Genomic DNA, 20,144 nt, shown 5'->3' on the forward strand with positions numbered 1-20,144 from the left:
TATTGGTGTCAGATTGTGTCGAAACGTCGATATATTTTTATTTTCGCCGATATAATCGGAAAATCGCCGATAAACAAAATACTCATGCGGGATCGCAAAGATTGATAGATTTTAAGCATCACACTCTGATTCTATCTACCTTGGATTGCAACTGTTTCAATTTTCAAATAAAATGACATTATATATTTTATTGGAATGAGAAGGTGCAACATGGATTTTTTGCTGATTTTACTGCCGGTGTTTGGAATATTTGCACTTGGATATATCGGTCAGAAGACAATAGGGTTTGATACAAAAAATCTTTCCACAATGTCTCTTTATCTATTATCACCGGTTCTCGCATTTCGAACATTTTATGAAAACAAACTGACGACAGATTATTTGTACCTTTCCATTTTTTGCGTACTGCTTTGTTACGGATTAATCTCCCTCGTTTATGTTATTTCTTATTTTTATCGCTACGACAATCAGGAACGATGTGGTGTTGTGCTTGCTTCTGCCTTTATGAACAATGGCAACTACGGGACACCTGTCGTGTTTTTACTTTTTGGGACGAAGGGGCTCGACATCGCAGTCATTTTAATGGTGCTTCAGCAGCTTGTCATGAGTACGGTCGGCTTGTATTATGCCGCAAAAGGAAGTCCCGGATCTGATGGGATGAGAATGGTCATAGCGAAGGTAACGAAAATGCCGGTCGTTTACGGTGCCATCGCCGGAGTCGTATTCCAGCTGCTGCATATTCCATTAAGCGAAGAAATAATGACAGCGGTACATATGGTTGCAGATGCAACGATTCCAACAATCATGATTATTCTCGGAATGCAGCTTGCTTTAATTTCATTTAGAAATATTGAATACAGCATGATTTCGTATTCATTGATTCTTAAGCTCATCATTTCACCAATCATCGCTTACGGTTGTACGTTTATACTCCCGGTTGATGATATGACAAAGCAGATTATGATTTTAGTTGCGGCCATGCCAACTGCTGCTAATACGACGCTGATGGCTGTACAATTTCAAACTAAACCGGAAGTGGTATCAAGCGCCACATTTATCAGTACAGTATTAAGCATCGTTACGCTTCCTATACTTATGTGGATTATTTTATAGTCTTTTAATACATAAACTAGGATTGGCAGCGACACCAAGTTTATGCACAATATGCCAGCCTGTTTTTGATAAAGTGAACTGCCAATCAGCAGGATGTTTTTAGCTAGCTATCCGTTGCAATTGCTGATTGTTACCCGCCTCGTGCGGGATAAATCCAATCTGAAAATGGAGTTGATGACTTTGGAAAAAACAGAGCAATTTCAAGATTTGAACAAGAAGGACGGGCAATTTGTTTGGCATGCAATGAAAGGTGCGAATCATGAAAAAGGCTTAGTGATTGAGAAAGCGGAAGGATCATGGGTGACGGATATTAGCGGAAAAAAGTATTTAGATGCCATGTCAGGCCTTTGGTGCGTCAATGTCGGATACGGAAGAAAAGAGCTTGCGGAAGCCGCATACGAGCAGCTGAAGGAAATGCCCTACTATCCATTAACGAACAGCCACGTGCCCGCAATACAGCTTGCCGAAAAGCTTAATGAATGGCTAGATGGTGACTATGTTTTTTTCTTTTCAAATAGCGGATCCGAAGCGAATGAGACGGCGTTTAAGATCGCACGGCAATATTATGCCCAAAAAGGCAAGCCGTCTAAGCATAAATTTATCGCAAGATACCGCGCCTATCATGGGAATACTTTAGGAACCCTTAGTGCAACAGGGCAAGCGCAGCGGAAATACAAATATGAACCATTGACCCAAGGATTTCTTCATGTCGCTCCGCCGGATCTTTACCGCCGCCCGGAAGATGAAGAAACACTTGAGAGTGCGGAGCAAATTGACCAGGTGATGACGTGGGAATTGAGCGAAACGATCGCCGGAGTTATAATGGAGCCTGTCATTACGGGGGGAGGCATTCTCATACCTCCAAAGGGATATATGAAAAGAGTGAAGGAAATTTGCGAAGCTCACGATGCTCTGCTCATTAGCGATGAGGTGATATGCGGGTTTGGCCGGACGGGAAAACCATTTGGCTTTATGAATTATGACGTGAAGCCCGATATTATTACCATGGCAAAAGGTATAACAAGCGCATATCTTCCGCTATCAGCGACAGCTGTGAAAAAGGAAATTTTCGAACAATTTTCAGGAAATGATGCTTACGATCGTTTCCGTCATGTAAATACCTTTGGCGGAAATCCTGCAGCTTGTGCGCTCGCCTTGAAAAACCTCGAAATTATGGAAAATGAGAATTTATTTGAGCGATCAAGCAAGCTGGGTGAAAGGCTTTTGGCAGATCTCAAAAAATTAGAAACGTTAGATTACGTTGGAAATGTCAGGGGTATCGGGCTTTTAATCGGAATCGAGCTTGTAAAAAACAAGGAGACAAAAGAACCTGCTCAGGTGGAGTGGTTGAATCAAATCATCGAAAAGAGCAAAGAAAAAGGCCTAATTATCGGAAAGAACGGCGACACTGTTGCTGGTTACAACAATGTATTGCAGCTTGCCCCTCCGCTTAATCTGAAGGAGGAAGACTATTCTTATCTTGTAACAACGTTGACAGAAAGTGTCGAGAAGGTTCTTTCCCGGGTATAATGTGAAGCACAGGACAAACAGTTGCTTTCGCCGCAAGGATAATTAGCTTTCGGCGATTTTTTTCGAAAACAACAATGGAGGAGACAAGCGATGGAGTTTCATAACCAAAAGATTTTGCCAGCCATACGAAATATGAAGCAGTTTGATGAATTTCTAAAGAATGATTTTTGCTATGGTGTGCTTTTGGACGTTCATCTTGGGCAGTTAAAGGGTATTTTAAGAGCTGCGGAGAGCAATAATAAAAAATTGCTCGTTCATGTCGATCTTATTCAAGGGATTAAGCATGATGAATACGGGACTGAATTTATATGCCAGGAGTTAAAGCCGGCGGGAATTCTTTCTACCAGAACGAGTGTCATAGCAAAAGCTAAGCAAAAGAAGGTTTTGGCGATTCAACGGATGTTTTTGCTTGATACAGGAGCTATGGATAAAAGCATCGAGCTCGTCAAAAAATATAGGCCGGATTTTATTGAAGTTCTGCCAGGCGTTGTTCCGTTATTGATCAAAGAGGTAAAGGAAAAAACAGGGATTCCGATTTTAGCGGGAGGCTTCATTCGAACGGAAGAAAATATTCAACAGGCGTTGGAAGCTGGAGCCGCGACAGTAACGACATCGAATACAAGGCTTTGGAAATAGCAGATACATTTAAATACATATTGACAGCGCTTTCACAATTTGTTACGATAGTACCAAGTTAATATCTCGTGATGGAGAATCGGAGATCCACAACAAACACTTTACCGGAAATTGTAAAGGATGTTTGTTGTGGATTTTTCTATGTCTCTGAACCGTGGATATTACACAAAGAGCAGCATACAGAAAGGGGAAACAATATGGGTGCTTTTTGGGGTGAAGTGATAGGAACGGCTTTGATTATCGTCTTTGGCGGTGGAGTTGTTGCAGGGGTAAATTTAAAAAAATCATTTGCCCATCAATCTGGCTGGATTGTAATTACATTTGGCTGGGGGCTGGGTGTTGCAATGGCTGTTTACGCTGTTGGAGGAATCAGCGGAGCTCATTTAAATCCAGCCGTTACTTTAGGGCTGGCAATAAACGGTGAGTTTGCCTGGAGTAAGGTACCTGCCTATCTTGCGGCACAGATGATTGGGGCGATTATCGGTGCAGCGCTCGTCTATTTGCAGTATTTTCCTCATTGGAAAGCAACGAAGGATCAAGAGGCAAAGCTTGCTGTTTTTTCAACCGGGCCTGCAATCCCAAATGTGTTTGCCAACCTTTTAAGTGAAACATTAGCGACTTTCATATTTGTTTTAAGTATATTCGCCATCGGTGCGAATCAGTTTACAGAAGGGTTAAATCCTTTAATCGTCGGTTTGTTGGTGGTCAGCATCGGACTTTCTTTAGGGGGGACAACTGGCTATGCCATTAATCCGGCTCGTGATTTAGGTCCGAGAATTGCGCATTCTCTTTTACCGATCGCAGGTAAAGGTGCTTCGAATTGGAGATATGCATGGGTGCCTGTAGCTGGTCCTTTACTAGGAGGGGCTATGGCCGGTGTATTTTACGGGGCCGTATTTGAAGGGAAAATGAGCAGCAGCTTCTGGGCTGTTTTTATTATAGCTGCTATTATGTTTATCAGCCTGTATTTCGTCGGGAAGAACCAAAATGAAAGCGCTAATACTAACGTGAAAAATATATAGGGGGAGACAGCATGGAAACGTATATATTAGCAATTGATCAAGGAACGACTAGCTCAAGGGCGATATTATTTAACAAAGAAGGGAAAATAGTTCATACCGCTCAAAAGGAATTCAAGCAGTTTTTTCCGAAATCCGGATGGGTTGAGCATAATGCCAATGAAATCTGGGGATCCGTTTTAGCAGTTATCGCATCTGCGCTTTCCGAATCGGGTATAGCGGCAAATCAGATAGAAGGGATAGGAATTACAAATCAGCGGGAAACGACTGTCGTGTGGGATAAACATACAGGTCAGCCGATATACAACGCCATTGTGTGGCAATCAAGGCAAACCTCAGAAATTTGTGAAGAGCTGAAAAATAGGGGGTATAATGATAAGTTTAGAGACAAAACAGGGCTTTTGATCGACGCTTATTTTTCAGGCACAAAGGTGAAATGGCTGTTGGACAACGTTGAAGGAGCAAGAGAAAAGGCGAAAAAGGGCGAGCTTTTGTTCGGTACGATCGACACGTGGCTAATTTGGAAGATGTCGGGCGGAGAAGCGCATGTCACCGATTATTCGAACGCATCAAGAACGTTAATGTACAACATTCATGAACTCGAGTGGGATGACGAGCTTCTCGAAATCCTGGATGTTCCAAAATCGATGCTTCCTGACGTAAAACCGTCTTCGCATGTCTACGCAAAGACGGTCGATTATCACTTTTTCGGGCAAAGCATTCCGATTGCAGGTGCCGCTGGCGACCAGCATGCCGCTTTGTTCGGGCAGGCCTGCTTTGAGGAAGGAATGGCAAAAAACACATACGGTACCGGCTGCTTTATGCTGATGAATACAGGAGAGAAGGCGATTAAATCGGAGCATGGGCTTCTGACCTCGATTGCATGGGGGATTGATGGAAAAATCGAATACGCACTGGAAGGAAGCATTTTTGTGGCTGGTTCAGCGATTCAATGGCTCCGTGATGGTCTGCGAATGTTTAAGGATTCAAAGGATAGTGAAAATTATGCAAAGAGAGTGGGATCAACAGACGGTGTATATGTAGTACCCGCATTTGTCGGACTGGGAACACCGTATTGGGACAGCGACGTTCGGGGTGCAGTATTTGGATTAACAAGAGGCACCTCTAAGGAGCACTTTGTGCGTGCAACCTTGGAATCTTTAGCCTATCAAACAAAAGACGTGTTGGATGCGATGGAGAAGGACTCTGGAATTTCATTAAAGACCCTACGAGTAGACGGCGGCGCGGTAAAAAATGATTTTCTGATGCAATTTCAAGGAGATCTGCTTGGCGTTCCGGTTGAACGTCCGGAAATCAATGAAACAACTGCTCTCGGTGCTGCGTATTTAGCTGGAATCGCAGTCGGCTTTTGGAATGATTCTTCAGAAATCAAAAATCATTGGAAACTTGAAAAAAGGTTTGATTCTAACATGGCTGCGCAGCAAAAAGATGAGCTTTATCAAGGTTGGAAAAAAGCTGTCAAAGCAGCAATGGCTTTTAAATAATTAGATTCCTATGTTATAATAAAAACAAGTTAATAGATCGGTAGGAGATTTGGAGAGACCGCAGAACCGAAGTAAGGAAGCTTACTTTGGGTATTCTGCGGTCTCTTTTTGTTTTCTTGCCGATTAAAGGAGGAAGAAAGCATGGTTTTTTCAGCAATGAACAGGGAGCAAACATTGGAAAATATGACGAAAGAGACGTACGATCTATTCATTATTGGCGGTGGGATTACGGGGGCGGGAACTGCTCTAGACGCCGCATCCAGAGGCATGAAAACGGCATTGTGCGAAATGCAGGATTTTGCTGCAGGAACCTCAAGCAGGTCTACCAAGCTCGTTCACGGAGGCTTGCGTTATTTGAAGCAATTTGAAGTGAAGATGGTAGCGGAGGTTGGAAAAGAACGAGCGGTTGTTTATGAAAACGGTCCGCATGTCACGACTCCTGAATGGATGCTTCTTCCTTTGCACAAAGGTGGGACATTTGGGAAATTTTCCACTTCAATCGGTCTAAGGATTTACGACTTTCTGGCTGGAGTCAAAAAATCGGAGAGAAGAAAAATGCTGAACACTAAAGATACATTGGAAAAAGAGCCGCTCATTAAAGAAACAGGGTTAAAAGGCGGTGGCTATTACGTCGAGTATCGGACAGACGATGCCAGGTTGACGATCGAAGTGCTCAAGGAGGCGGTTAAATATGGTGCAGAAGCCGTCAACTACGCAAAGGCTCAGGAGTTTCTCTATGAAAATGGCAAAGTTGTCGGGGTCGTTATCCAAGATGTAAAAACGAAGAAAACATACAACGTGTATGCGAAAAAAATCGTCAATGCAACAGGACCTTGGGTCGATGAGCTGAGAGAAAAAGACCGCAGTAAAGAGGGGAAACACCTTCAGCATACGAAGGGAGTCCATTTAGTCTTTGATCAATCAATATTCCCTCTAAAACAAGCTGTCTATTTTGATACACCCGATAGCCGAATGGTTTTTGCGATTCCGAGAGAAGGAAAAACATACGTGGGAACAACGGACACAGTATATGGGGATGTACTGGAAAGGCCGAGAATGAGTGTCCAAGACAGAGAGTATATTATTGAATCAATCAATTATATGTTTCCTGATCTTAAGGTGAAAGCCGAAGACGTAGAATCGAGCTGGGCGGGACTACGTCCGCTTATTCATGAAGAAGGTAAAGACCCATCTGAAATCTCCAGGAAGGACGAGATTTGGAGCTCACATTCCGGCCTCATCACGATTGCTGGCGGAAAATTGACCGGCTATCGAAAAATGGCAGAGCAGATTGTAGATGTTGTGAACGACCTGCTTATCAAAGAAGGAGAAAAGGACCACGGTCCCGGCAAAACGAAGTCGATGCCGATTTCAGGGGGACACGTAGGAGGTGCAAAGAACCTGGAGTCTTTTCTCGAGGCTAAAGTAAAAGAAGGCATGTCCATCGGATTGTCAGAGGAAGAAGCAAAACAGCTGGCCAAACGCTTCGGTTCCAACGTCAGTTCGGTATATGATCGGGTACGTATTATGAAAGACGAAGCTGTCTGCCTAGGAATGCCAGCATACGTTCTTGCCCAGTTGGACTACAGCATATCAGAGGAAATGACTACGACCTTAGAGGATTTTTTTATCCGGAGGACGGGTGCACTTTATTTTGACATTCATTGGGTAAACAGCCACAAAGAAGCTGTTGCAGAAGCGATGAGTAGTAAACTAAACTGGTCGCACGAAGAAAAAAAGAAAAATATAGATCACTTAAACACATATCTTCAAGAAGCCGTGCAGCCAAAAGAAGCATGATTCTTCACTGGAATGCTCAAAAGGTAATGCGACTGGCATACTAGTTATGTCGAAATTAGACAAAATCTACTATGTCAGTCTTATTGTGTTTCGTTGTATAATAAAATTGCCAGTATAATGCAGCATCCCTATCAAAACAGATTAGGAATGCAATTATACAGCTTACATATAAAATGAAAACTTCTAAAAAACTGGGAGGGCAAAATATGAGCTGGAATGAAAGTTACGAACGCTGGACAAATGCAGAACAATTAGACCAGGAATTAAAAACACTTCTCGAAAATTTACGAGAAGATGAAAAAGCCCTTGAAGATTGTTTTTACAAGAATCTTGAATTTGGAACAGGCGGTATGAGAGGGGAAATTGGCGTAGGACCGAACAGGATGAATATTTACACTGTTCGTAAAGCCTCTTACGGACTCGCCCAATATTTGATTAAACAAGGAGAAGAAGCAAAAGAAAAAGGTGTCGTGATTGCCTACGATTCTCGTCATAAATCTCCTGAATTTGCTATTGAAGCAGCGAAAACGCTGGCAACAGAGGGCGTAAAGGCTTACGTTTTTGATGAACTGAGACCAACACCTGAATTGTCATTTGCGGTAAGGGAATTGAATGCTGCTGCCGGAATTGTTATCACGGCAAGCCACAATCCTCCTGAATACAATGGGTTTAAGGTTTACGGCGATGATGGCGGACAGATTCCACCGGCTATGGCTGACATTGTCATCGAGCAAGTCAATGCTGTGAAAAATGAACTGGATATTGAAGTGAAATCAGAAGAAGAATTAAAGGAAAAAAATCTTATTGAAATCATCGGGGAAGAGATTGATAGTGCCTTTACTGAAAAACTGAAAACAATCTCTGTGAATCCAAACCTTTCAAAAGAAGTAGACTTAAAAGTCGTGTTCACACCGCTTCACGGCACAGCGAACAAACCAGTAAGACGAGGCTTGTCTGCTCTCGGCTATGACAATGTGATTGTCGTGCCGGAACAAGAGCTTCCTGATCCTAATTTTTCAACTGTTGAGTCTCCAAACCCGGAAGAACACGCTGCATTTGAATATGCGATTAAATTAGGCGAACAGCATGATGCGGATCTCTTAATCGGTACAGACCCGGATGCCGACCGCCTTGGGGTTGCCGTTAAAAATAACGAAGGAAAATACGAAGTATTAACAGGAAACCAAACTGGAGCCCTGATGCTTCATTACTTGCTTTCTGAGAAAAAACGTCTTGGCACCCTTCCTGAAAATGGTGTAGTCGTCAAAACAATCGTGACGAGTGAAATTGGTAGAGATATAGCCAAATCATTCAATCTAGATACAGTTGATACGTTAACAGGGTTTAAATTTATTGGCGAAAAAATCAAAGAATACGAAGAAACCGGTGAATACATCTTCCAATTTGGATACGAAGAAAGTTACGGTTATTTAATTGGAGACTTTGCCCGCGATAAGGATGCTGTCCAAGCAGCAATTATGGCTGTTGAGGTAAGTGCCTTTTATAAAAAACAAGGAAAATCCTTGTACGATGGTTTAATTGAGATTTTTAAAGAGTACGGATATTATAAAGAAGGCCTTAAATCGCTTACGTTAAAGGGAAAAGAAGGTGCTGAGCAAATCGCCACAATTTTAGCGACCTTTAGAAATCAGCCGCCGCTTGAAATTGCCGGCAAATCAGTTGTATCCCAAGAAGATTATCAAATAAGCGAAAAAACGATGCTTGTAAATGGCGACAAAACAGTTATTTCTTTACCGAAATCTAACGTTTTAAAATATTTTCTGGAGGATGGATCTTGGTTCTGCCTGCGTCCTTCAGGAACAGAGCCTAAAGTAAAATTTTATTTTGCAGTTAAAGGTGATTCGCTAGAAGATAGCAATGACCGCCTTGAGAAGCTGCAGGATGCCGTAATGAAGAAAGTGGAAGACATCGTCGCTCAAACTACAACAAAATAATCAGAAAAAATCACCGGCTCTTAGCAGCTGGTGATTTTTTTTCATTCAAAAGTCTTAGAAAAATTCGTTCTAATTGTAAAGGGTAAGAGCTGAGCTAACTTGTTATAATAAGTAAAAAGACAAGTGGAGAGAGAAACCAATGAGTGAAAGCCCTTCTGAATTAAAAACATTAAAGGAAATTGCCGAAACTCTTAATCAAGGGAACGATTTACAAATCGTCTTAAATGAAGTCCTGAAAAAATTGTTGGATCTGACTGGCTTCAAAACGGGATGGATTTTCTTGGTGGCGGATAATGGAACGTTTGAATTGGCTGCTCACTCGGCCTTGCCTGAAGCTCTCTCTTGGGAAAACTGCAGGCTGATGTGTGACAGCAATTGCTATTGTATTGACCAATATTGGAATGGAAGGCTAAAATCAGCGACTAATATTATCAACTGCGAACGTATCTATCATGCAATCAAACAAAAAACTGGCGATACAGAGGGGATAACACATCATGCGACAGTTCCGCTGAGGGATCAAAAAAAGAGATTCGGGCTTCTGAATGTGGCATCTCCAAATAAAAATCAATACAGTGAAAAAGAGCTTGCACTGTTGGAAGCAGTTGCTTTGCAAATTGGAACGGCAGTGAAACGAATCCGGTTAAGTGAGATTGAACAGCAAAATGTAGTACTGAAGGAAAGAAACAGACTGGCTCAGGATCTTCATGACTCTGTTAATCAAATTCTTTTCAGCATAAGCCTGACTGCCAAGGCGGCTCGAGAAACGACACTCGACGAATCTCTTTTGGAGCAGCTCAATTTTATACAGCTTCTGTCACGTGACGCGCTTGCTGAAATGAAGTCATTGATATGGGAATTGCGATCAGAAGGACTAAAAAACGGGATCGTCGAAGCCATCGAAAACTACGCTTCACTCATCGGACTCCCGGTTGAGCTTACTGTAACAGGAAGCATTGCACTTTCAGCTAAAGAAGAAGAGCTTATATGGAGGATCACACAGGAAGCTTTAAATAATTGCAAAAAACATTCACAAGCTGACAAGGCGTTTGTAACGATTATCTCATTGAAGGGGCAGCTCCTTTTGGAAATTGAAGACTTCGGAATCGGTTTTCGCTATGATCCGGACGCTCAAATCCATAGCTTAGGCATAAAAGGAATGGAAGACCGGACCAAAAAATATGGCGGCAAGTTTTCAGTAAAAACAGCAAAAAATAAAGGGACAAAAATTAGAGTGGCTTTGCCGATAATCAGCCCGGAGAAAGAGGAGAAAGGATCATGAAAATTAAAGTTGCGATTGTAGATGACCACCATATGGTGAGAAAAGGCCTGCTTTTTTTCTTTAAAACACAAACAGATATCGAAGTTGTAGGAGAAGCAGCGAACGGCAAAGAGGCCATTGATGTTGTGAGCAGGATGAAGCCTGACGTCGTTTTGATGGATTTATCCATGCCTGATATGAATGGGGTTGAGGCTACAAAGGAACTGCTGAAACGTGATTCCTCCGTCAAAATCGTAGTCGTAACAAGCTACGCGGATCAGGAGCATGTCATTCCGGCGATTCAGGCAGGCGCAAAAGCGTATCACTTGAAGGACGTAGAGCCCGAGGAGCTGTTAGAAACCATTCGTGAAGTGCATCTAGGTAAATCCAAGCTTGATTCGAAAATCATATCACTAGTGTTTGACCACATGTCATTGAATGAAGAGAAAGAAAAAATGAACCTTTTAACAAAAAGAGAAGCCGATGTTTTAAATGAAATTGCAAAAGGCAAAAGCAATAAAGAAATCGCTTCTTCTTTATTTATTACGGAAAAAACGGTAAAAACGCATGTGTCTAATCTATTGTCAAAGCTTCAGCTTTCGGACCGGACACAGGCTGCGCTATTTGCCGTGAAATACCAAGAAAAAGTATAAGGAGCTGGAAAAATGAAAGTAACCGTAATTAACGGAACCCCAAGAAAAAAAGGCAGAACGAAAATCGCAGCTGATTACATCGCCAATACGTACCAAACTGAATATTTTGATTTAAGCGAATATGCTTTGCCGATTTTTAACGGAGAAGAACAACAATATTCTTTAGAAAATGTCACAAAACTAAGAGAAACAGTAAAACAATCTGACGCCGTCGTTTTATTATCTCCTGAATACCACAGCGGTATGAGCGGAGCATTAAAAAATGCGATTGATTTCTTAAGCTTTGAACAATTTGCTCACAAGCCTGTCGGGATCATTGCAGCAGCCGGCGGCGGAAAAGGCGGAATCAACGCATTAACAAACATGAGAACGGTCATGCGAGGAGTATATGCCAATGTCATCCCTAAACAGCTCGTTCTGGATCCAATCAACTTCGATTATGAAAACCGAACGTTAACGGAGGATGCAGAAGCCGGTATTAAGGAAGTAATGGAAGAACTTATAATGTATGCAAAAATGACCGCTTCACAAAAATAAAAGTGAAGAGGATCGGCTGTGAAAGGTAACGACCTAAGACCAGAATATAGATTAAAGACCGCGCGCTACTTGTTCGAGATCGCGCATAAAGTAAGAAAATCGCGCATAAAGTAAGGAAATCCGCATAACCCGGTCAAGATCGCGCATAACCAGGTCAAGATCGCAAAAATAATCCATAAATCACAAATAACCAGGTCAAGATCACAAACAAAATCCAATAACCGCAAGTAAACCCGGTCTAGATTAAGTCACAGAAATCAATAAAGCTGGCCTAAAATTTCATTGATATTTAGGCCAGATTTTATCTCTTTATGTTAATATTGGTTCGAATTTTCCCTGTTCTGTCAGTGCATGGTCGATATAATGGAGCAGAGTGTAGAGCGTTTTTTCGACTATGCTGTCGTCTGCCTCGAAGTTATAGGCGTGTAAAAAGTGTTCAATTCGTTTCGATAACAGATCGTCATTCGTACGCACCATGAGAATTAGTAAATTATCCCATTGTGATCGGTGTGTATAATACAATGCTTTGTCGTAATCTGCAATGTCCATACGTTTCCCCTCCTTTGTAGGAGTTGTAATTAGTTTGTGCTTTTTCTCTGCTTTTTTTCGGGGAATAGTTGGATGGGTTGCTGCTCTGCTTTAGCAATTAAAGGCATACATAAAGTGGCGTAATGATTGAATTATTCTTTTGCATGATTTATGTATTTACGGGAACGATAAGAGAAACAACTTTTTGGAGAGATCAATATGAAAAGGTTTCCGTTTGTTCTGACATTGTTTTTCTGCGTTCTTCTTTTAGCTTCTTTTTCCATAAAAAGTTTTTCTGAAGAAGGGCAGTCTGTTGCTTACGATAGGTGGAAAAAGATTGCATGGGGTGCTCTGGAAGATAAATTCAAGGGTTCAAAACTTACGGAATACAAATATATCGGCAGAACTGAAGTCAACAAGGAACAGACAAAGGATGTTTTTCGCGTTACTGTTAAGCGTAACAACGAAACATATTCGGCTCATGCAGAGGTTTATTTTGACCCCTTAACAAAAAATATTATAGCAATTAACGTTTTTCGCTTATAAAAAGCGATACCCGATTCCAATCACGGGTATCGCTTTTTATGTCGATTTTTATTTGCTTTGATCTTTTTGTACATTTCATTTTTTTGGGTTTTATTCATAAACTTAAGGATAAGTCCATATGGGGGGGAACGCTTTTGAATGTGGAGGAAAATAAAGAGCTGCATCAGGCAATCGGACAAATTACGGAAATCGCCAAAGGATTTGGTCTGGATTATTATCCGATGAGATATGAAGTTTGTCCCGCTGAAATTATTTATACTTTTGGAGCTTATGGGATGCCGACCAGGTTTTCGCATTGGAGCTTTGGTAAGCAGTTTCATAAGATGAAGCTTCATTACGATTTGGGATTGAGCAAAATATATGAGCTTGTCATCAACTCCAATCCTTGCTATGCGTTTTTGTTAGACAGCAATTCGTTAATTCAAAATAAACTGATCGTTGCCCATGTACTTGCTCATTGTGATTTTTTTAAAAATAATTGCCGGTTTCAAAATACGAAACGAGATATGGTAGAGAGCATGGCCGCTACAGCTGATCGAATCAAGCATTACGAAAAAATTCATGGAACGAAAGAGGTAGAGTCTTTTCTCGACGCAGTTCTGGCTGTTCAGGAACACATTGACCCTTCCCTAGTTCGTCCAAAGCTTACTTGGAGCATGGATGACGAGGAGCCTGAACAGGAAGAAAAGCAGACCCCCTATGATGATTTATGGGGATTAGACGCACAAAAAACGAGAAGAAGCAAGGAAAAGAAGAAAAAGCTCTTTCCACCAAGTCCGGAAAAGGATATTTTGTTGTTTATTGAGGAGCACTCAAGAGAACTGGAGCCGTGGCAGCGTGATATTTTAACGATGATGAGGGAAGAAATGCTTTATTTTTGGCCGCAGCTGGAAACAAAAATAATGAATGAGGGATGGGCGTCATTTTGGCATCAGCGAATTCTCCGCGAGCTGGACTTAACTTCAGATGAATCGATCGAATATTCAAAGCTGAATGCAGGGGTGGTTCAGCCGTCAAAAACAGGTATTAATCCGTACTATTTGGGGTTGAAGATCTTTGAAGATATAGAGGAACGGTATAATAACCCGACAGAAGAAATGAAAAAAATCGGAGTAGAGCCGAATTCGGGTAGAGAAAAAATGTTTGAAGTAAGAGAGATCGAATCGGATATTTCCTTTATTCGCAATTACTTAACGAAGGATCTTGTCATGAGGGAAGATCTCTATTTATTCCAAAAGCAAGGCAGGGATTATAAAATAGTAGATAAAGAGTGGGAAGGGGTAAGAGACCAGCTTGTCAGCATGAGGGTGAATGGCGGTTTTCCATATTTGATGGTGACAGATGGTGATTATTTAAAAAATAATGAGCTTTTTATTAAGCATGTCTATGAAGGCATTGAGCTCGATTTGAAATATTTGGAAAAGGTTCTGCCCTATTTGTATCAGCTTTGGGGAAGAAGCGTCCATGTCGAAACCATTCTGGAAGAAAAACCTGTGTTATTTTCGTATGATGGCAAAGGAGTCCATCGCCGGTATCTTTAATTTACGATCCTTTCCTCTTCTGAAGCTGCCTGTACACGTTCAGGCAGCTTTGTTTTAGGATGAATTACAGTTACACGAATGCAACCTTTGAAATGAAAATGAAATATTTAACAACCCTAATAAAAAACTTTTTTCTGCGAATTACTAAGTAATTTGTCGCATGAAGTCAAGTCTATTTCTTGTGTAAACGCCTCCTTATAATAGATATGTATTATTACATAGGGAGGAAATCATGAAAAAACATATAATTACAGTTTCTGCTACTGTTTTGTTGGGATCGTCATTATTTGCGGGAGCTGCGTCTGCAGCTAGCGTAAAAGTGAAAAAAGGTGATACATTATGGAAATATTCAAAGACATACGGTGTCTCAGTTAATCAAATCAAACTAGAGAACAAGCTTAAGTCTGACAATATTTATATCGGGCAAACACTGAAAATCAATGAAAAATCAAAAGCGCCATCTAAAGCTCCATCATCGTCTACATACAAAGTTGTAAGCGGGGACAGCCTGTGGAAGATTGCCAAAAAATTCGGCATGTCTGTCAATGAACTAAAGGAAACCAATCGATTGAAAACTGATCTTATTCGGATTGGACAGGTTTTGAAGGTTAGAACGAAAAATGGAGAAAATATTCGACAAGATAATGTTAGTGAATCTGACAAACCAGCTTCGCATTCATCATTGAACACGGACAAGCTTGTCAATGATGCGCGCTCACTCATCGGAACATCGTACAAATGGGGAGGTACGAGTCCTTCCGGATTTGATTGCAGCGGATTCATTTGGTACATCATCAATAAACAAAAAAGCGTGCAAAGAACAAGTACTGCTGGTTATTGGAACATGATGGACAAAGTATCATCGCCTGCGGTTGGGGATTTCGTCTATTTCTCAACTTATAAATCAGGTCCCTCACATATGGGTGTTTACATAGGAGATAACAAATTTATTCATGCTGGATCAGACGGCGTAACGACCAGCGATATGACCACAAGCTATTGGAAACAGCGTTATTTAGGCGCGAAAAAGTTTTAATCAATAAAGCTGGCTCCATTGAAAATGGAACCAGCTTTTTAATCTCGTTAACCTGATCCTAAATAGAAACTAGTTTTCTCATTCCTTGATTAAATGTGGCAATCGATTTTATTCCATGCTGTTTGAGGGTTTGCGAGTTTTGCTCTACGTAATTGCCGAGATCATCGGGAAAATGAGAATCAGAAGATATGGTCATTGGAATCTCATACTGCGCTAAAATTTGCAGAAACAATGGGCTTGGGCACATCTCTTTAACAGGATATCGATAATATAATCCAGCATTAATTTCTGTTGCCGTAGAGGTCTCTTTTAATGCTCTTGCAATTTTGTGATAATAAGGAACTAAACGGTTTTCATCAGGACGATAGTTAAATAGCTTAAGATTGTCGAGATGTGCAAATATATGAAAAAGATTTGAACGTATACCTTTTTCTACTGTTTTGAAAAAACGATCGTACAAATCTTCAAGATTTCGTTCGTCAAATAAAGATTTTGCTTCCGGATTATCAAAGCCCCAGCCATCTAAAAAATGTACAGAACCAATTATGTAGTCCCACTTTCCTAGGGATAAAAGATTATTGAGCTCTTCTTCCCCGCTTTCAAAATAATCAGCTTCTATTCCGATTCTTAATGTTACACCTTTTTCTGCCCAGCGTTCTTTTGCTTGATGTATTGTATTAGTAAAAGCAGATATCGATTGGTTCATCACTTGATGTAACCATGTTTTTTGTAGTGTTCCAAGTTGATCATTACCAAGATGCATATACTTTTCATAATATTGTTTCGTTTCGGTGAAGCGATATAAATGATCAACAATTCCAACTTCTTTGATCCCTTTACGCAATGCTTCAAGCAAATAAAAATCGAGCCAATAGGAAGAATAGGCTCCCTCTTCTAAACGTTTATGCAGTCGCTGCCTGCTGAAAGCAAGCCATTCGACTGTATGTTTTGAAAAAGGAGCGGACTCAAAATATTCAATGGCTTTGTTTGTTCTATCCAGCCAACGCATTGAGTAAGGGCCTTCTTCCAGATGCACATGGTAGTCTACCTTCATTTAGAGCTCCTCCTAAGCTGTAATCCACGTAACTTCATTGTCTATTAACAAGCTTTGCCATTCCTTATCCGGCTGAATGTCGCTTATTATCCAGTTAAATAAGGAAAGCTCCCCTATAAGGTAAAAAGCTTCTTTATTGATTTTTGAATGATCTGCTAATAAATAACTTTCACGTGTAATACTCATCATCATTTTCGAAATTTCAATTTCTTCAATATCAAAATCGCTTACGAATCCTCGGGAAATACCGCCGCATGAAATAAAAGCTTTGTCGACACGAAATGCTTCAAGCATTTGGGCAGTTAAAGATCCTTTTATCGATTGTTGAGATGTATTCAGCATACCGCCAAGGATGATTATTTTCCCGGAAAAAGCTTTTTTCTCCAATCGGTCATTTAAGGCTGAAGCTGCTTTTAATGAATTGGTTACTATCGTCACATTCTCTACATCTTTAATGGCGTGGCATAATTCCAATGTTGTTGTTCCGACGTCTATAATAATCGTATCGTTTGATTCGATGCATTTTGCTGCTGCTTCTCCTATGCGCTGTTTTTCCTGTTGCCTGATTTTTCGTTTTTTTTCAAAAGAAGGCTCAAGCCTCTCTCCTCGAAAAGGAACTGCTCCTCCATGTACACGCTTTATCAGCCTTTGTTCTTCAAGAGAGGCAAGATCACGCCGAATCGTTTCAGGGGTAACCCCCAGTTGTTCAGCAAGAAAGTTAACAAACACTTTTCCTTTATCCTCTAGCTCTACTAAAATAGATTGCTTCCTTTCTTCTGTTAGATGATTCATTGAAAGGAAATCACATCCTCTCTTTCTATGAATAGGGTTTTTTCTTCATTATACATGATTCGTTTATTTGAATGATGCAATTGCTCTACCATGATGGATACTCCGCCTACTTTTAGCTCATAACGAACGATATTGCCTAATATCGTAATGTCCTGTACTTTTCCGTTTATGGAAAAGCAAGCCTTCGAAGGTTCGGCATTGAACGCCTCGGGGCGAATTGCAAACGTCTCTCCTGTAAACTCATGCTTTGAATTGAAGATGCAGTCAATCTGAGCACGAGTTAATACGTTATAATTTCCAATGAAGCGAGCGGTAAATTCACTGTTTGGTTTCGTATATAATTCCTCTGGAGTTCCAACTTGCGCGATTTCTCCATTATTCATTAAATAAATCCGGTCTGAGATCGCCATTGCTTCTTCCTGGTCATGTGTGACAAAAATCATCGTAATGCCTAATTTTTGTTGAATTAAACGAAGCTGGGTTTGAAGATTCTTCCGGATTTGGGCATCTAATGCACTTAAAGGCTCATCAAGCAATAATATTTTCGGCTCGACTACAACCGATCGAGCCAGCGCTGCTCTTTGCTGCTGACCTCCAGAAAGCTCATGGGGATAGGCATTCTCTTTTTCTTGTATTCCAACAAGCTGAAGAATAGCTGTTACTTTTTCTTGAATCAGTTCTTTTGACATTTTCAACATTTTTAAACCAAAGGCGACGTTCTCATATACAGTCATATTTGGAAACAATGCATAAGACTGAAAAACCATTCCAACTTGTCGGTCCTTTGGAGGCAAATGTGTAATTGTACGTTCATCAATATTGATATTGCCTTTGTTTGCTGCTGTCAATCCTGCTATTGTTCGCAGAAGAGAAGACTTACCGCAGCCGCTAGGTCCTAAAAGAGTAACAAGCTCGCCTTTTTCAATTGAAAGGGACAAATTCTTTAATACGTTAACGTTACCAAATGATAGGGATATTTTATCAATGGTTAAGTAGCTCATCTGACTTTCTCCTTTTGTTTTGTTTCTTTTTTGAACTAATCCTGATAATGCACCAGCACAATATGACGAGTACGATAAAATATGAAATTACCACTGAGCTAGATAAATGACCGCTTTCATTCATACGCCGGAACAAATAGATTTGAATTGTTTCAAAGCTGCCGCCTACTAATAAATTGGTTAAGACAAATTCCCCAAATAATATGGAGAAAGCCAGTATAGAGGAAACAATAATCCCTGATTTTATATTTGGCAGAATCACACGAGTAAATGCTTTTGTACGTGACGCACCTAAGAGCTCTGCTGCTTCCATTAGTCTGACGGAGTCAACCGATTGTAAACTATTCCGGACACCTTGATACATAAACGGCAAAACTGCAACAAAGAAGGCTCCAGACACAACAATAATCATCGGAATTGTTCCGCCTGCATAGGCACGTATCAGTCCTACCGCTGCCACTACTCCTGGAATGGCATAAGGCATCAGCACAATGATTTTCAATAATCGTTCAAGCTTTGGTAAATACACCGTAATAACAAAAACAGTAGGAACCATAACGAGAATAATGACAATCATCGACCCGACTGTTAATAGAAATGTTCTGGTCATCGCTTCAACAAATCGAGGGTCTCCGTATAGTTCTGCATACCATTTAAACGTATATCCATCTGGCAAGACGGTTTTCGTCCAGCTTGTTGCAATGGAATAAAGAAAGGTTGCAATAAGCGGTAAAGCTAAATACATCATAAAAATCGTTACAGTCACGCGATGCTGCCACACTTTTTTTTTCACTTCATATCCCTCCGAACCTTACGTAATAACCACTCATTTACAAGCATCGCGGTCATCATCAATAATGCAAGGGTAACAGCCAATGCACTCCCAAGCTCAGGTCGTGCATAAATATCGCCTGAAACTAAAGCACCAATCCGAATAGGGAGAAGATTAATTTTACTTCCAACCAGGGCATAAGCAGTTCCATAGGCGCCCATTGCATTGGCAAATAAAATACTAAGTGTGCCAGTGATAGCTGGAAGAATATAAGGAAAACCAATTTTTCGCCAAAAGGTAAAAGTGGAAGCTCCTAATAAAAATGAAGCCTCTTTCCATTTCTCATCAATTCCTTTATAAATAGGAAACAAGAGTAAGACTGCCAGAGGAAGCTGAAAATAGACGTAGATCATAGTTAAGCCCGCCCAAGAATACAAATCAAAGTGTTGGAATAAGTCTATTCCAAACTGCTGAAATAAGAGAGTAAAAACACCGCTGTTTCCAAGCAAAATAATAAATGCAAATGCAAGCGGAACTCCTGCAAAATTTGAAGTCATATTAACAAAAAGCAATAATTTTTCTTGAAATGCCGAATGAAATTTCGTAAAGGAGTAAGCAACAAATGTAGCGATGATTACACCTATTAAGCTAGAAGTAAAAGAGATAATGGCACTATTTTTGAACGATTGATAATAAAAGGGATTGATGAAAATCTCAATATAGTTACCTAAAGTCCACCCGCTGCCATTCTCACCGCTTAAGCTTGCCGAAATCATAGTAACAACGGGAACGACAAGAAACATTGCGATCAAAAGGAAGAATGGCAAAAGTGTAAAGAGGGCGAATTTGTTCATTTTTGGCTTCA

19 protein-coding genes are annotated in these 20,144 nt (G+C 40.7%); 13 read left to right on the forward strand and 6 right to left on the reverse strand.

Going from position 1 to position 20,144, the window contains the following annotated elements; translation table 11 throughout:
• Positions 1-210 precede the first annotated feature (210 nt).
• From JOC74_RS19885 to JOC74_RS19930, 10 genes are all read left to right on the forward strand, one after another.
• Positions 211-1,113: an AEC family transporter gene (locus tag JOC74_RS19885; protein WP_053602256.1), complete on the forward strand. Its 903-nt coding sequence runs from the start codon at positions 211-213 to the stop codon at positions 1,111-1,113.
• 165 nt (positions 1,114-1,278) lie between these two features.
• Complete coding sequence (locus JOC74_RS19890) at positions 1,279-2,643, forward strand: aspartate aminotransferase family protein (RefSeq protein WP_098945282.1); 1,365 nt, start codon at positions 1,279-1,281, stop codon at positions 2,641-2,643.
• A 90-nt stretch (positions 2,644-2,733) separates the two neighbouring features.
• Complete coding sequence (locus tag JOC74_RS19895; protein WP_053602257.1) at positions 2,734-3,279, forward strand: glycerol-3-phosphate responsive antiterminator; 546 nt, start codon at positions 2,734-2,736, stop codon at positions 3,277-3,279.
• A gap of 197 nt (positions 3,280-3,476) precedes the next feature.
• Positions 3,477-4,301 (forward strand): MIP/aquaporin family protein, encoded by an 825-nt coding sequence (locus JOC74_RS19900; protein WP_053602258.1) that lies wholly within the window; start codon positions 3,477-3,479, stop codon positions 4,299-4,301.
• A gap of 11 nt (positions 4,302-4,312) precedes the next feature.
• Complete coding sequence (gene glpK, locus JOC74_RS19905; protein ID WP_053602259.1) at positions 4,313-5,803, forward strand: glycerol kinase GlpK; 1,491 nt, start codon at positions 4,313-4,315, stop codon at positions 5,801-5,803.
• A 141-nt stretch (positions 5,804-5,944) separates the two neighbouring features.
• A complete protein-coding gene (locus JOC74_RS19910) occupies positions 5,945-7,603 on the forward strand; it encodes a glycerol-3-phosphate dehydrogenase/oxidase (protein ID WP_053602260.1) in 1,659 nt (552 codons plus the stop codon).
• Between the two features lie 206 nt (positions 7,604-7,809).
• Positions 7,810-9,558, forward strand: a complete 1,749-nt coding sequence (locus JOC74_RS19915) for a phospho-sugar mutase (protein ID WP_053602261.1) — start codon at positions 7,810-7,812, stop codon at positions 9,556-9,558.
• Between the two features lie 139 nt (positions 9,559-9,697).
• Positions 9,698-10,840, forward strand: coding sequence for a GAF domain-containing sensor histidine kinase (locus JOC74_RS19920; RefSeq protein WP_053602262.1), 1,143 nt, complete (start codon positions 9,698-9,700; stop codon positions 10,838-10,840).
• A 2-nt stretch (positions 10,841-10,842) separates the two neighbouring features.
• Complete coding sequence (locus tag JOC74_RS19925) at positions 10,843-11,472, forward strand: response regulator (protein WP_053605951.1); 630 nt, start codon at positions 10,843-10,845, stop codon at positions 11,470-11,472.
• A gap of 12 nt (positions 11,473-11,484) precedes the next feature.
• Positions 11,485-12,009 carry an NADPH-dependent FMN reductase gene (locus tag JOC74_RS19930; RefSeq protein WP_053602263.1) on the forward strand — a complete coding sequence of 175 codons (525 nt, stop codon included), beginning with the start codon at positions 11,485-11,487 and terminating at the stop codon, positions 12,007-12,009.
• 309 nt (positions 12,010-12,318) lie between these two features.
• Here JOC74_RS19930 and JOC74_RS19935 read toward each other — a convergent pair whose 3' ends face one another.
• The gene (locus JOC74_RS19935; protein ID WP_053602264.1) at positions 12,319-12,558 is read right to left on the reverse strand and encodes a YhdB family protein; all 240 of its coding nucleotides are present in this window, start codon (positions 12,556-12,558) and stop codon (positions 12,319-12,321) included.
• Positions 12,559-12,756: 198 nt separating this feature from the next.
• Between JOC74_RS19935 and JOC74_RS19940 the strand changes: the two genes are divergently transcribed.
• The 3 genes from JOC74_RS19940 (at position 12,757) to JOC74_RS19950 (ending at position 15,660) form a co-directional block, all read left to right on the forward strand.
• Positions 12,757-13,083, forward strand: coding sequence for a DUF3889 domain-containing protein (locus tag JOC74_RS19940; protein ID WP_053602265.1), 327 nt, complete (start codon positions 12,757-12,759; stop codon positions 13,081-13,083).
• A gap of 134 nt (positions 13,084-13,217) precedes the next feature.
• Positions 13,218-14,624: a SpoVR family protein gene (locus JOC74_RS19945; RefSeq protein WP_053602266.1), complete on the forward strand. Its 1,407-nt coding sequence runs from the start codon at positions 13,218-13,220 to the stop codon at positions 14,622-14,624.
• Positions 14,625-14,856: 232 nt separating this feature from the next.
• The gene (locus JOC74_RS19950; protein WP_053602267.1) at positions 14,857-15,660 is read left to right on the forward strand and encodes a C40 family peptidase; all 804 of its coding nucleotides are present in this window, start codon (positions 14,857-14,859) and stop codon (positions 15,658-15,660) included.
• Positions 15,661-15,718: 58 nt separating this feature from the next.
• Here the strand turns inward: JOC74_RS19950 and JOC74_RS19955 are convergent, their stop codons facing one another.
• From JOC74_RS19955 to JOC74_RS19975, 5 genes are read right to left on the reverse strand one after another with little or no spacing between them, the layout of a single operon-like run.
• Positions 15,719-16,714 (reverse strand): histidinol phosphate phosphatase domain-containing protein, encoded by a 996-nt coding sequence (locus JOC74_RS19955; protein ID WP_053602268.1) that lies wholly within the window; start codon positions 16,712-16,714, stop codon positions 15,719-15,721.
• Positions 16,715-16,726: 12 nt separating this feature from the next.
• Positions 16,727-17,506, reverse strand: coding sequence for a DeoR/GlpR family DNA-binding transcription regulator (locus tag JOC74_RS19960; RefSeq protein ID WP_053602269.1), 780 nt, complete (start codon positions 17,504-17,506; stop codon positions 16,727-16,729).
• Positions 17,503-18,507, reverse strand: a complete 1,005-nt coding sequence (locus JOC74_RS19965; RefSeq protein WP_211086295.1) for an ABC transporter ATP-binding protein — start codon at positions 18,505-18,507, stop codon at positions 17,503-17,505. The genes JOC74_RS19960 and JOC74_RS19965 overlap by 4 nt, the downstream gene beginning before the upstream one ends.
• Positions 18,488-19,300, reverse strand: a complete 813-nt coding sequence (locus JOC74_RS19970; protein ID WP_225970319.1) for an ABC transporter permease — start codon at positions 19,298-19,300, stop codon at positions 18,488-18,490. The genes JOC74_RS19965 and JOC74_RS19970 overlap by 20 nt, the downstream gene beginning before the upstream one ends.
• Positions 19,297-20,133, reverse strand: coding sequence for an ABC transporter permease (locus JOC74_RS19975; protein WP_053605953.1), 837 nt, complete (start codon positions 20,131-20,133; stop codon positions 19,297-19,299). Before JOC74_RS19975 ends, JOC74_RS19970 begins: the two co-directional genes overlap by 4 nt.
• Positions 20,134-20,144 lie beyond the last annotated feature (11 nt).

The sequence above is a fragment of the Bacillus capparidis genome, from assembly GCF_017832095.1.
In the GTDB taxonomy this organism is placed as follows: domain Bacteria; phylum Bacillota; class Bacilli; order Bacillales; family Bacillaceae; genus Bacillus; species Bacillus gobiensis.

Coding starts and splice junctions, on each gene's coding strand:
- JOC74_RS19895 (WP_053602257.1), top strand. CDS start 2,734: ATGGAGTTTCATAACCAAAAGATTTTGCCAGCCATACGAAATATGAAG.
- JOC74_RS19950 (WP_053602267.1), top strand. CDS start 14,857: ATGAAAAAACATATAATTACAGTTTCTGCTACTGTTTTGTTGGGATCG.
- glpK (WP_053602259.1), top strand. CDS start 4,313: ATGGAAACGTATATATTAGCAATTGATCAAGGAACGACTAGCTCAAGG.
- JOC74_RS19965 (WP_211086295.1), bottom strand. CDS start 18,507: ATGAGCTACTTAACCATTGATAAAATATCCCTATCATTTGGTAACGTT.
- JOC74_RS19955 (WP_053602268.1), bottom strand. CDS start 16,714: ATGAAGGTAGACTACCATGTGCATCTGGAAGAAGGCCCTTACTCAATG.
- JOC74_RS19900 (WP_053602258.1), top strand. CDS start 3,477: ATGGGTGCTTTTTGGGGTGAAGTGATAGGAACGGCTTTGATTATCGTC.
- JOC74_RS19890 (WP_098945282.1), top strand. CDS start 1,279: ATGGAGTTGATGACTTTGGAAAAAACAGAGCAATTTCAAGATTTGAAC.
- JOC74_RS19935 (WP_053602264.1), bottom strand. CDS start 12,558: ATGGACATTGCAGATTACGACAAAGCATTGTATTATACACACCGATCA.
- JOC74_RS19915 (WP_053602261.1), top strand. CDS start 7,810: ATGAGCTGGAATGAAAGTTACGAACGCTGGACAAATGCAGAACAATTA.
- JOC74_RS19960 (WP_053602269.1), bottom strand. CDS start 17,506: ATGAATCATCTAACAGAAGAAAGGAAGCAATCTATTTTAGTAGAGCTA.
- JOC74_RS19920 (WP_053602262.1), top strand. CDS start 9,698: ATGAGTGAAAGCCCTTCTGAATTAAAAACATTAAAGGAAATTGCCGAA.
- JOC74_RS19910 (WP_053602260.1), top strand. CDS start 5,945: ATGGTTTTTTCAGCAATGAACAGGGAGCAAACATTGGAAAATATGACG.
- JOC74_RS19975 (WP_053605953.1), bottom strand. CDS start 20,133: ATGAACAAATTCGCCCTCTTTACACTTTTGCCATTCTTCCTTTTGATC.
- JOC74_RS19885 (WP_053602256.1), top strand. CDS start 211: ATGGATTTTTTGCTGATTTTACTGCCGGTGTTTGGAATATTTGCACTT.
- JOC74_RS19940 (WP_053602265.1), top strand. CDS start 12,757: ATGAAAAGGTTTCCGTTTGTTCTGACATTGTTTTTCTGCGTTCTTCTT.
- JOC74_RS19930 (WP_053602263.1), top strand. CDS start 11,485: ATGAAAGTAACCGTAATTAACGGAACCCCAAGAAAAAAAGGCAGAACG.